This is a genomic window from Mangrovicella endophytica (genome assembly GCF_002893625.1).
GTDB classification, from domain to species: domain Bacteria; phylum Pseudomonadota; class Alphaproteobacteria; order Rhizobiales; family Rhizobiaceae; genus Mangrovicella; species Mangrovicella endophytica.
Genome location: NZ_PKMZ01000001.1, coordinates 1,117,136 through 1,127,924, shown reverse-complemented (window position 1 = coordinate 1,127,924; position 10,789 = coordinate 1,117,136). Strand labels below are relative to the sequence as shown.

The following is a 10,789-nucleotide window of genomic DNA, read 5'->3' as shown; positions in this document are numbered from 1 at the left end:
GATTCCTACCTGCCAAAACAAAACCTGAACAAACCTATCTGTTCTAGTTGTGTTCTGCAAGCTCCCGCAGCGATTACAGGCGAATGAACCGGCATGGTTCGCCGGCCTGCGCCGCCGGCGCGAGCGGCGGCCGGATCAGCAGGGCATCGGCCTCGGCGTAGACGGATAGGAGCGAGGAATCCTGCCGCGCCAGCGGCAGAAGTCGCGGCGGCGTGCTGCGCGGCTCGATCCTGGCTCTGAGGAAGTCGGTCCTGACGTCGTTGGCGGCGAGGTCGGCACCGAGCACGCCGTCCTCTTCGCCGATCTCGTCTGGCCAGCCGGCAAGGCGCTTGATCAGCGGACGCAGGAACAGGTTGGCCGTAACCATGCTGGAAGCCGGATTGCCCGGTAGACCAAGGATGCGCATATCGCCGAGCCGACCCGCCATCAGCGGCTTGCCCGGCCGCATCGCCACCTTCCAGAAGTCGAGCGCGATGCCTCGAGAGGCAAAAACTGTCCCGACCAGATCGTGATCGCCGACGGAAGCCCCGCCGATCGTGACGAAGACGTCGGCCTTCTCGGCGAGCGCCTGGTCGAGGCGGGCGGAGATCTCTGCCTCGTCGTCCGGCGCGATACCATAGTCGAGGGCTCGCCCACCGGCAGCCTCTACCAGAGCGGCGACGCCATAGCTGTTGGACGCCACGATCTGCGATGGTCCCAGCGGTTCGCCGGGGCGCACCAGCTCGTCGCCCGTCGCGAGGATGGCGACTCTGGGCCGGCGCAGCACGACAAGCCGTGGATGCCCGGCGCTGGCGGCCAGCGCCACCGTTCCCGGCGTCAGCCGCCGGCAGGCTGCGATCAGCAGCGATCCCGCCTGGAAGTCCGTGCCTGCCGGGCGGATGTTGCGGCCCGCTGCGACAGGCGCAGTCGGACGGATGCGGCTGTCCGGCAGCTTTTCGGCGTTCTCCTGGATGAGGACGGCGTCGGCGCCATCCGGTACCGGCGCGCCGGTGAAGATGCGGACCGCTTCGCCGAACCGAACGGTGCCGGTGAAGGCCGAGCCCGCCGCCGATTCTCCGATCACCGTCAGCGGCTGATTGATGTCAGCCGCGAGGTCGCCGGCACGAACTGCATAACCGTCCATGGCCGAGGCAGCAAAGCCGGGCTGGGTGCGGTTCGCGCTGACGGGCGAGGCGAGAATGCGCCCGCAAGCTGCTGACAGATCGACGGTTTCGGTATCAGGCACTGCCGCCGCATCATCAAGGATGCGCTGAAGAGCTTCGGCGACCGAGATCATCAGGCGCGCCAGTCGCCGGAGCGTCCGCCCGATTTCTCCAGAAGCCGCACGCCGGTGATCGTCATGGCGCGGTCCACCGCCTTGGCCATGTCGTAAATGGTGAGGCATGCGAGCGAGACGGCGGTCAGGGCCTCCATCTCGACGCCGGTCCGGCCGCTGACCCGGGCCGTCGCGATAACCCGCAGGGCGGGCAGGGCCGGCTCCGGCTCGATGTCGACGGCGATCTTGTCGAGCATCAGCGGGTGGCAGAGCGGGATCAGCTCATGCGTGCGCTTGGCTGCCATGATGCCGGCGATCCGCGCCACGGCAACGACGTCGCCCTTCTTGGCATTGCCGGAGAGGATGAGCTCCAGCGTCTCGGGCGCCATCGTGACGAAGCCCTCGGCTCGGGCGATCCGCACCGTCGCATCCTTATCGCCCACATCGACCATGGAGGCCGCCCCGCTGGCGTCGAGATGGGTCAGATGCGCTTCACCCTTGTCGCTCACGACGGGTTGCCCATCGGCAGGTCGGGCCGCGGTTCGCCGAGCAGCGTGCGCGTCGCCGCCTCGACGTCGGCCTGGCGCATCAGGCTCTCGCCGACAAGGAAGGTCGAGACGCCGCAATCCTGCAGGCGTAGGCAATCGGCCGTGGTGAAGATGCCGCTTTCGCCGACGATCACGCGATCCTTGGGAACGCGCTGCGACAGCCGCTCGGCCACCGACAGGTCGGTATGGAAGGTTCTGAGATCGCGATTGTTGATGCCGATCAGCGGCGAGGCGAGGGCGAGGGCGCGGTCGAGTTCCGCCTCGTCGTGGAGCTCGACGAGGACGTCCATGCCGTAGGCGAAGGCAGCATCCTCAAGGTCCTTGGCGAGCGCATCGTCGACGGCAGCCATAATGATCAGGATCGCGTCGGCACCCCAGGCCCGCGCCTCGGCGACCTGGTAGGGATCGTAGAGGAAATCCTTGCGCAGTGCCGGCAGGCTGGTGGCCGCTCGCGCCTGCCCGAGATAGGCAGGCTCGCCCTGAAACGAGGGAGCGTCGGTGAGGACGCTGAGGCAGGCTGCCCCGCCGCGCTCGTAGGCCGCCGCCAGCGATGGCGGATCGAAGTCTTCCCGGATGAGGCCCTTGGAGGGGCTCGCCTTCTTGATCTCGGCGATCAAGGCGAAGTCGCCGGTCGCGTGTTTGGCGCGGATTGCGGCGAGGAAGCCGCGCGGGCCCTCCTGCTCGCGAGCGGCCGCTTCCAGCGCGCTGATCGAGCGCTCGGCCTTGGCCGCCGCGATTTCCTCGCGCTTATAGATTTCAATCTTTTGCAGGATGTCGCTCACGCGATTGGTCCAGTCTGGCTGTTGCTGGAGGTGACGAGGCGGCGCAATGCTTCGGCGGCGCGCCCGGAGGTGATCGACTCGCGGGCCCGATCGACACCCGTCTTGAGATCGACCGCGGCACCACTCATCACGAGGGCGCCGGCGGCGTTGAGGAGCACGATGTCGCGGAAGGCGTTGTCGGCACCATCTAGGACGGCCGACAGGGCCGCGGCGTTCTCGGCGGCGTCGCCGCCCGTGATGGATGCGAGCGGCCAGCGCTGCAGCCCCGCATCTTCCGGCTCCACCGTGAAGGTGTCGATGCGCCCGTTCTTCAGCGCGGCCACATGTGTCGTTCCGCTGATCGACATCTCGTCCAGTCCATCGCCATGTACCACCCAGGCACTCTCCGCACCCAGCGTCTTCAACGTTTCGGCGAGCGGCACGATCCATTCGGGCGAAAACACGCCGACGAGGAGGCGCTTGACGCCGGCCGGATTTGCGAGCGGCCCGAGCAGGTTGAAGATCGTGCGCGTGCCGAGCTCGACCCGCGAGGGACCGACGAAACGCATGGCGGCGTGGTGGGCCGGGGCGAACATGAAGCCGAGCCCCGCGTCACGGATGGTGCGTGAGATCTCTGCCGGGGACAGCTCGACATTGACGCCGAGCGCCATCAGGACGTCGGCCGATCCGGACCTGGAGGAGAGGGCGCGGTTGCCGTGCTTGGCGACGGTGACGCCGCAGCCGGCAAGAACGAAGGCGGCGCAGGTGGAGACGTTGAGCGTCCCGGCGTGGTCGCCGCCGGTACCGACGATGTCGATTGCCTCGGCCGGAGCCTCGACCCTCAGCATGTTGGCGCGCATCACCGAAACGGCGCCGGCAATCTCGTCGACCACCTCGCCGCGCACGCGCAGCGCCATCAGGAAGCCGCCGATCTGCGAGGGTGTCGCCTCGCCCGACATCATCACCGCAAAGGCGGCCTCGGCCTCCTGGCGCGTCAGCGCCTCGCCCGCCGCCGCCTTGGCGATGAAGGGCTTCAGCGAAGCACTCATCGTATCGCCGCCTTCGCCTGGTCGATCGCAGCGGGATAGACGCTGACAGAGTAGCTGCCCTGCAGCATCGCGATGTAGCTCTGCAGCAGGTCGTTGCGCATCATATCGGCAAGCTGCTCGCGCTCGCCCGGCTGGACGCTCGCATTCGGGTCGGCGGGCGGCGCCACCTCGGTCACCTTCAGCAGGATCTGCGACTGGCCATCCGTGGCCGGCGCGGTCGCGACCGAGCCTTTGCCGCCGGAGAAGGCCGCGGCGGTGGCGGCCTGGCCGAGTTCGGCCGGCGCGGACTGGCGCGTGACGGAGGCGGCGGTCTGCTTGGTCAGCTTCACCTCGGCCGCGATCTGGTCGAGCGTCTTGCCGCCTTCAGCCGCCTTTTTCATCGCGTCGACCCGCTCGCCGAGAAGGCGTGCGGTCTCGTCCGCCGTCCAATCGGCGGTGACGCGCTCTTTGACCTCGTCGAGCGTCCGGTCGCGGGCCGGCGTAATGCCGCGCACCTCGAAGAAGACCGAGCCGGCCGAGCCGAACCGCACCGGCTGGTTGTCCGCTTCCGGTTCCGATTCGAACACAGCACTCAGAAGATCCTGGCCTGCCGGGAGATCGGCTATCGGCTTATCGTCAGGGCCGTTGCCCTGTGCATCCACAGCAGGCAGGGTCACGACCTTGAGCTTGGCCGTCGCGGCGGCCTCGTCGAAGCTCGCGCCGCCTGCGCGAGCGTCCTCAAACGCGTCATAGGCAGTAACGGCGAGATCATTGCCCTTGCCGAGCGCAACATCCTTGCGGACCTCCTCCCGGACTTCGTCGAGCGGCTTCACGGCTTCCGGCTGCACCTCGGCCACCCGCAGGATCACCGGTCCGAAGGCGCCCTTGACCACGCCGGATGTCTCACCGGACTTGAGCGTGAAGGCGGCCTCGGCGATGGCCGGATCGAAGATCTCCTTCCTGGTGACGAGGCCGAGATCGGTATCTGCGATCGCCTTGCCGGCATCCTGCGCCAGCGTGTCGAAGGTTGCGCCGCCGGCGAGCTTGGCCGCAGCTGCGTCAGCCGCCGCCTGGTCGGAATAGACGATCTGCTGGACGCGCCGCTTTTCGGGCACGGTGAAGCGGGCCTTGTCCTTCTCGTAGGCTGCGGTGATCTCGGCATCGGTGACGGCCGCCGGATCGGCCGCCGTCTCCGGCGTCAGCACTGCATAGGCGATCGAGCGGAACTCCGGTGCGGCATAGGTGCGCTTCTTGCCGTCGAAATAGGTCTGCAGCGCCTCGGGCGTCGGTGCTGCGACCGGTTGCACCAGTGCTGGCGCCACGGTCAGATATTCGACGGTGCGACGCTCGCCATTGAAGAGGCCGAGCGCGGTCTGCACGGCTGCCGGCAGCTTGATGCCGTCGGAGACGGCCTCGACGATCTGGCTGCGGATGGCTGCGCGTTCGCGGTTGCGGATGTAGTCGCCCTCAGTGATGCGGGCGCCGGCGAGCACCTGCTGGAAGGACGAGCGGGAGAAGTTGCCGTTGGCATCGTGGAAGGATGGATCCTCCGCCACCAGTCGGGCGAGCTCGTCCTGGGAGACGCCGAGGCCGATACGGCGGCCCTGTTCGTCGAGCACGGCGCCGGCCGTCAGCTGGCTCAGCACCGATTGATCGATGCCGAACATGGCGGCTTCCTCGGCCGTCGGCCGGCGCTGCAGCTGCTGGGCAATCCGCGCCTGCGCTTGATTGTAGGCGATGGCGTAGTCCTGAAGGGTCACGCGCGTGTCGCCGGCGGTCACGACCGCGTTGCTGGTGCGGGTGCGCAGGATGTCGGGAATGCCCCACACGGCGAAGCTGATGAGAAGGAGGCCGAGCAGCACCTTAGCTGCCCAGCCGGAGACGGCCCGGCGCAACGCGTTCATCATGTCGAGCGTCTCCTTTGTGATGCGACGGCGGCTACAGATGTAGCTACCAGGACGTGCCGATGACGATACGGCCGGCGTCCAGTTCTTAGCGCTCTATTAGGAAAGGTGCCGAGGCCGACGCAAGACGCTCCGTGGCCGAGGCGCTGCATTAGGCTGCTTGGCGGTGTCCGGCGGTGCGGTCTGACGGATGGCCACGCATTTGCGTTCTCTGCGTCGGGCGTCTACCTCACCTCCCGACCTGGGAGGGACCATCATGGCAAACCGGCCGCTGATCGCTGGCAACTGGAAGATGAACGGGCTGAAGGCCTCGCTGGCCGAGCTGCGTGCTATCGCAGAGGCAGCCGGCAGCGGTCTGTCGCAGGCCTGCGACCTCCTCATCTGTCCGCCGGCGACGCTGCTGGCGGAGGCGCGTGCCATCGTCGGCGATCATGTCGCGCTTGGCGGCCAGGACTGTCACTCCGAGAACAGCGGCGCGCATACGGGCGACATCGCCGCATCGATGCTGCGCGATGCCGGCGCGTCCTTCGTCATCGTCGGCCACTCGGAGCGCCGCACGGACCATAGCGAGGACGACGGCACGGTGCGCGCCAAGGCGAACGCCGGCATCGCGTCGGGCCTGACGGCGATCGTCTGCATCGGCGAAACCGAGGGTGAGCGGAACGCCGGAACGACGCTGGACGTGCTCGACCGGCAGCTCGGCGGCTCGCTGCCGGACGCGCCCGACCGGCTGGTCGTCGCCTACGAGCCGGTCTGGGCGATCGGCACCGGCCGAACGCCGACCAGCGACGACGTCGCGGCGGTGCACCGCTTCATCCGCGAGCGGCTGATGGAGCGCTTCGGCTCCGCCGGCGAAGCAGTCCGCATTCTCTATGGCGGCTCGGTCAAACCGTCCAACGCCGCCGAGCTCCTGGCGCTCGAAAATGTCGACGGCGCGCTTGTCGGCGGCGCCAGCTTGAAAGCCGACGACTTTATCGCGATATCGCGGGCTGTCCGGCCCCGCTGACGGTTCAGCCGAAAGCGGTTGGATTCGCTATTGGGCTCCTATACAAGGCGCGCGTCTCCCGACATCGGCGTTGCGCGAAAGATCCATGGTAGAAACCGTTCTTATCATCATCCACTTGATGATCGTCCTGGCGCTCGTCGTCGTCGTCCTGCTGCAGCGCTCCGAAGGTGGCGCGCTCGGGATCGGCGGCGGGGGCGGCGGCCTGATGTCCGCACGGGGTGCTGCGAACGCGCTGACGCGCACGACCGCGATCCTGGCGGCGGCGTTCTTCGTGACATCCATCGCGCTCGGAATTCTCGCCCGCTACGGCGGTAGCCCGACCGACATCCTCGACCGTCTGCCGCAGAACCAGTCCACGGGCCAAGGCGCCAACGGCAACTTGCTCGACCAGCTGGGACCGCTGCCGACGGACGGCGCAGCGTCGACGTCGCAGCCGAGCACCGGCGTCGATGTTCCGGCGGGCGCAACGCCCGCAGCACCTGCGACGACGGCTCCCGCGACGACGGCTCCCGCGACGACGGCTCCCGCGACGACGGCCCCGGCGGCATCGTCCGCCGCGCCGGTCGCGGCTCCGGCGACCGACACGACAGCACCGGTGACCGATACCGATCCGGCGACGCCGGCCGCGCCCGCCGCGCCGGCTGAGCCTTCCGCCGCGCCGGCCGACGGCGACACGGCTGCACCGGCTGCCGCAGACACGCCGCAGACGCCGGCCGGCGTCGTTCCGGCCAACCCTGCCGGTGACAGCGGCGAGGCTCCGGCCGTTCCGGTGGTGCCGCCGGTCGAACCGCCGGCTGCCAATTCGCCGCAGAGTCCGGCGGCGCCCGGCAACAACTGACGCTACGTCAGGCAGACTTGTTCAGCAGGCGGGGCGCCGAGGCATCGGCGCCCCGCCTCTTTTGTGAAGCCGGCAATTGTGACTGGCGGAATCGGCACCGAGCGGTTATCGGGAAGGCCCATGGCGCGATACATCTTCATCACCGGCGGCGTGGTTTCGTCGCTCGGCAAGGGCATTGCATCGGCGGCTTTGGGAGCGCTGCTCCAGGCCCGCGGTTACCGGGTCCGCCTCAGAAAGCTGGATCCCTATCTCAACGTCGATCCGGGCACGATGAGCCCGACTCAGCACGGCGAGGTCTTCGTCACCGACGACGGTGCCGAGACCGATCTCGATCTCGGTCACTACGAGCGCTTCACCGGTCGGTCCGCCAACAAGCAGGACAACATCACGACCGGGCGCATCTACCAGGAGATCATCGCCAAGGAGCGCCGCGGCGACTATCTCGGCGCGACCGTCCAGGTCATCCCGCACGTCACCGACGCCATCAAGGCCTTCGTGCTCGACGGCAACGAGGACTACGATTTCGTTCTCTGCGAGATCGGTGGCACCGTCGGCGACATCGAGGCGATGCCGTTCATGGAGGCGATCCGTCAGCTCGGCAACGACCTGCCGCGCGGCGGCGCGGTCTACATCCACCTGACGCTGATGCCCTACATTCCGACCGCGGGCGAGTTGAAGACCAAGCCGACCCAGCACTCGGTCAAGGAGCTGCGCTCCATCGGCATCCAGCCCGACATCCTGCTGGTGCGCGCCGACCGTCCGATCCCGGCCGAGGAGCGGCGCAAGATGAGCCTCTTCTGCAATGTGCGGGAGACGGCGGTCATCCAGGCTCTGGACGTCGCGACGATCTACGACGTGCCGATCGCCTACCATAAGGAAGGCCTCGACACCGAGGTGCTTGCCGCCTTCGGCATCGATCCGGCGCCGAAGCCGCAGCTGCAGCGCTGGCAGAAAGTGGTCGACGGCATTCGCAACCCGGAGGGCGAGGTCACGATCGCCGTCGTCGGCAAGTATACCGGCCTCAAGGACGCCTATAAATCGCTGATTGAGGCGCTGCAGCATGGCGGCATCGCCAACCGCGTGCGCGTCAAGCTCGACTGGATCGAGTCGGAGGTCTTCGAGAAGGAGGATCCGGCACCGTATCTCGAGCGCGTCGCCGGCATCCTCGTGCCCGGCGGCTTCGGCGAGCGCGGCTCGGAAGGCAAGATCCATGCGGCCCGTTTCGCCCGCGAGCACAAGGTGCCGTATTTCGGCATCTGCTTCGGCATGCAGATGGCGGTGATCGAGGCGGCCCGGTCACTCGCCGGGATCAGCGATGCCGGCTCCACCGAGTTCGGCCATGCCAAGGAGCCGGTCGTCGGGCTGCTCACCGAATGGATGCGCGGCAACGAGCTGGAGAAGCGCGCGGCGCAGGGCGATCTTGGCGGCACGATGCGTCTCGGCGCCTATAAGGCCAGCCTCAAGCCGGGATCGAAGATCGCCGAGATCTACGGCTCGACCGAGATCGAGGAGCGCCATCGCCACCGCTACGAGGTGAACCGCGAGTACAAGGCTCAGCTGGAAGAGGGCGGGCTCGTCTTCTGCGGCATGTCGCCGGACGGCCTCCTGCCGGAGACGGTGGAGCTTCCGGACCATCCCTGGTTCATCGGGGTGCAATATCATCCGGAGCTGAAGTCGCGGCCCTTCGAGCCGCATCCGCTGTTTGCCTCCTTCATCTCGGCGGCGGTGGAGCGCTCCCGGCTCGTCTGAGCTGCATTCGCCTTGTCTGACAGACGCTTAGACAAGCCGGTCGACATGAAATCTGAAGGGGCAGCGGCGTCCGACCGCTGCCCCTTTTCGCTTGTCGGATCAGGCGCGGGCGGCGCGGGCCGGCGAGCCGGCCGTCGCTGAGCGCAGGGCGTAGTAGACGAGGCCCGCAATGCCGACGCCGAAGAACCAGCCGTAAACGCCCCACCAGCTCGGCAGCCAGTCCGTGACGTTCGGCAGGATCGAGGAGAAGATCGCTCCGATGCCGGCGGCGATGAAGGCGTTGACGTGCCAGCCGCTCTGGAAGCGGAATTCGCCATGCTCGCGATAGAGCGCATCGACGTCGATCTCGCCCTTCCGGATCAGGTAGTAGTCGACCATCATCACGCCGAAGATCGGACCCATGGTGGCGCCGATGACGCCGACAAAGGCGGCGGCGCCGCCCTCCCAGGGCGCGAAGGGGTAAAGAACCAGTGCGATCACCGCGGCGATGTAGCCGCCCTTCTTGAAGTCGATCTGCCGCGGGAAAACATTGGCGAAATCAAAGGCTGGCGAGACAAAGTTCGCAACCACGTTGATGCCGAGCGTCGCCACCGCGAAGGTGAGGGCTGCGAGCAGGGCGAGGAACCAGCTGTCGAACTTCGCCGAGATCTGGTCGGGATGCAGCAGCACCTCGCCATACACGTCATAGGCCGCGATGGTGGTGACGCCCGCGACCAGCGAGAACAGGATCAGGTTCACCGGCAGGCCCCAGATATTGCCGGTGCGCAGCGCCGCCTTGTCCGGCGCGTAGCGGGCGAAGTCGCAGAAGTTGAGGTAGAGCGCCGAGAAATAGGTGACCCAGATGGCGGCCACCGCCATCAGCGCGGCCCATGAGCCGGGCTCACCCGGCACACCCGCATCCTTCGTGGCTTCCAGCAGAACGGCCATCGGGATGTCGCTGGTGAAGGCGAAGGTGCCGGCCTTGACGCAGAGATAGACCGCGAGGATCAGCATCATCACCCAGACCGCCGGGCCGGCCCAGTCCTGAAAGCGGCGGACCGTCTCCATGCCGCGCTGGATGATCAGGAGCTGCAGCGCCCAGATCACGACGAAGCAGACGACCTCAAGGCCGGAATGGCCAAGAAAGTGCACGTCGGTGTGGAAGGAGGCGAAGGTGTCGCTGCGGATCAGAAGCGCGACGATCGCCCCGGAGGCCGCGGCCGTCTGCGCGCCATACCAGAAGCAGGCGACAATGGCGCGCACCAGCGCCGGTATGTTGGCGCCCCAGATGCCGAACGAGGCTCGGGCGAGGACGGGGTAAGGAACGCCGGTCTTTACACCGGCATAGCCGATCATGTTCATCAGGGCATAGATGATCAGCGAGCCGATGCCGATCGCGATGATGAAGTTGAGGAAATCGCCACAGAACAGAAACAGGCTGGCGGCCAGATAGTAGCCCCAGAGGCTGTGAACGTCTGACGTCCAGACGTTGAAGATGCTGAACGGTCCCCAGTTGCGGACGGCAGCAGGGGCCAGATCCTCATTGTAGAGGTCTGGCGATGCACCTTTGATAGTCACTTTCTTCCCCTCCCGAGATGATGCTGCTCTCCCAAGCAGCATATCGAGAAGATTATGCCTACCGTTTGGGCAAGTCTATGCAAGGGATGCCGCCTTTGCGAGCATCTTAACAGCTATCGGCGGCTTGCGTGCACATGCCTTTG

The 10,789-nt window shown here is 67.1% G+C and carries 8 protein-coding genes and 1 pseudogene; 3 read left to right on the top strand and 6 right to left on the bottom strand.

The genetic code is table 11. The features are described 5' to 3' along the window. Nucleotides 1–73: 73 nt before the first annotated feature. From C0R46_RS05145 to C0R46_RS05125, 5 genes are read right to left on the bottom strand one after another with little or no spacing between them, the layout of a single operon-like run. Nucleotides 74–1,276 carry a molybdopterin molybdotransferase MoeA gene (locus C0R46_RS05145; RefSeq protein WP_102958452.1) on the bottom strand — a complete coding sequence of 401 codons (1,203 nt, stop codon included), beginning with the start codon at nucleotides 1,274–1,276 and terminating at the stop codon, nucleotides 74–76. Beyond that, on the bottom strand, nucleotides 1,276–1,764 hold the full coding sequence (moaC, locus tag C0R46_RS05140) for a cyclic pyranopterin monophosphate synthase MoaC (RefSeq protein ID WP_102958451.1): 489 nt from the start codon (nucleotides 1,762–1,764) through the stop codon (nucleotides 1,276–1,278). Before moaC ends, C0R46_RS05145 begins: the two co-directional genes overlap by 1 nt. After that, nucleotides 1,761–2,585, bottom strand: a complete 825-nt coding sequence (trpC, locus tag C0R46_RS05135) for an indole-3-glycerol phosphate synthase TrpC (RefSeq protein ID WP_102958450.1) — start codon at nucleotides 2,583–2,585, stop codon at nucleotides 1,761–1,763. The genes moaC and trpC overlap by 4 nt, the downstream gene beginning before the upstream one ends. Then, nucleotides 2,582–3,613, bottom strand: a complete 1,032-nt coding sequence (gene trpD, locus C0R46_RS21070; RefSeq protein ID WP_102958449.1) for an anthranilate phosphoribosyltransferase — start codon at nucleotides 3,611–3,613, stop codon at nucleotides 2,582–2,584. The genes trpC and trpD overlap by 4 nt, the downstream gene beginning before the upstream one ends. Beyond that, the gene (locus tag C0R46_RS05125) at nucleotides 3,610–5,499 is read right to left on the bottom strand and encodes a peptidylprolyl isomerase (RefSeq protein WP_102958448.1); all 1,890 of its coding nucleotides are present in this window, start codon (nucleotides 5,497–5,499) and stop codon (nucleotides 3,610–3,612) included. The genes trpD and C0R46_RS05125 overlap by 4 nt, the downstream gene beginning before the upstream one ends. A 253-nt stretch (nucleotides 5,500–5,752) precedes the next feature. Between C0R46_RS05125 and tpiA the strand changes: the two genes are divergently transcribed. The 3 genes and pseudogenes from tpiA (at nucleotide 5,753) to C0R46_RS05110 (ending at nucleotide 9,089) form a co-directional block, all read left to right on the top strand. Beyond that, nucleotides 5,753–6,502 (top strand): triose-phosphate isomerase, encoded by a 750-nt coding sequence (gene tpiA / locus C0R46_RS05120; protein WP_102958447.1) that lies wholly within the window; start codon nucleotides 5,753–5,755, stop codon nucleotides 6,500–6,502. A gap of 85 nt (nucleotides 6,503–6,587) precedes the next feature. Then, nucleotides 6,588–7,163, top strand: a pseudogene (secG, locus tag C0R46_RS05115) (preprotein translocase subunit SecG); the annotation flags it as partial. Between the two features lie 297 nt (nucleotides 7,164–7,460). Further along, nucleotides 7,461–9,089: a CTP synthase gene (locus tag C0R46_RS05110; protein ID WP_102958445.1), complete on the top strand. Its 1,629-nt coding sequence runs from the start codon at nucleotides 7,461–7,463 to the stop codon at nucleotides 9,087–9,089. A gap of 99 nt (nucleotides 9,090–9,188) precedes the next feature. On the opposite strand, the gene C0R46_RS05105 is transcribed toward C0R46_RS05110, so the two are convergent. Then, a complete protein-coding gene (locus C0R46_RS05105) occupies nucleotides 9,189–10,688 on the bottom strand; it encodes an NCS1 family nucleobase:cation symporter-1 (protein WP_425349850.1) in 1,500 nt (499 codons plus the stop codon). Nucleotides 10,689–10,789: the final 101 nt, after the last annotated feature.

Bases quoted from the DNA above. Each gene is read 5' to 3' on its own strand.
- C0R46_RS05145 (WP_102958452.1), bottom strand. From the start codon at position 1,276: ATGATCTCGGTCGCCGAAGCTCTTCAGCGCATCCTTGATGATGCGGCG.
- trpD (WP_102958449.1), bottom strand. From the start codon at position 3,613: ATGAGTGCTTCGCTGAAGCCCTTCATCGCCAAGGCGGCGGCGGGCGAG.
- C0R46_RS05125 (WP_102958448.1), bottom strand. From the start codon at position 5,499: ATGATGAACGCGTTGCGCCGGGCCGTCTCCGGCTGGGCAGCTAAGGTG.
- tpiA (WP_102958447.1), top strand. From the start codon at position 5,753: ATGGCAAACCGGCCGCTGATCGCTGGCAACTGGAAGATGAACGGGCTG.
- C0R46_RS05110 (WP_102958445.1), top strand. From the start codon at position 7,461: ATGGCGCGATACATCTTCATCACCGGCGGCGTGGTTTCGTCGCTCGGC.
- C0R46_RS05105 (WP_425349850.1), bottom strand. From the start codon at position 10,688: ATGCTGCTTGGGAGAGCAGCATCATCTCGGGAGGGGAAGAAAGTGACT.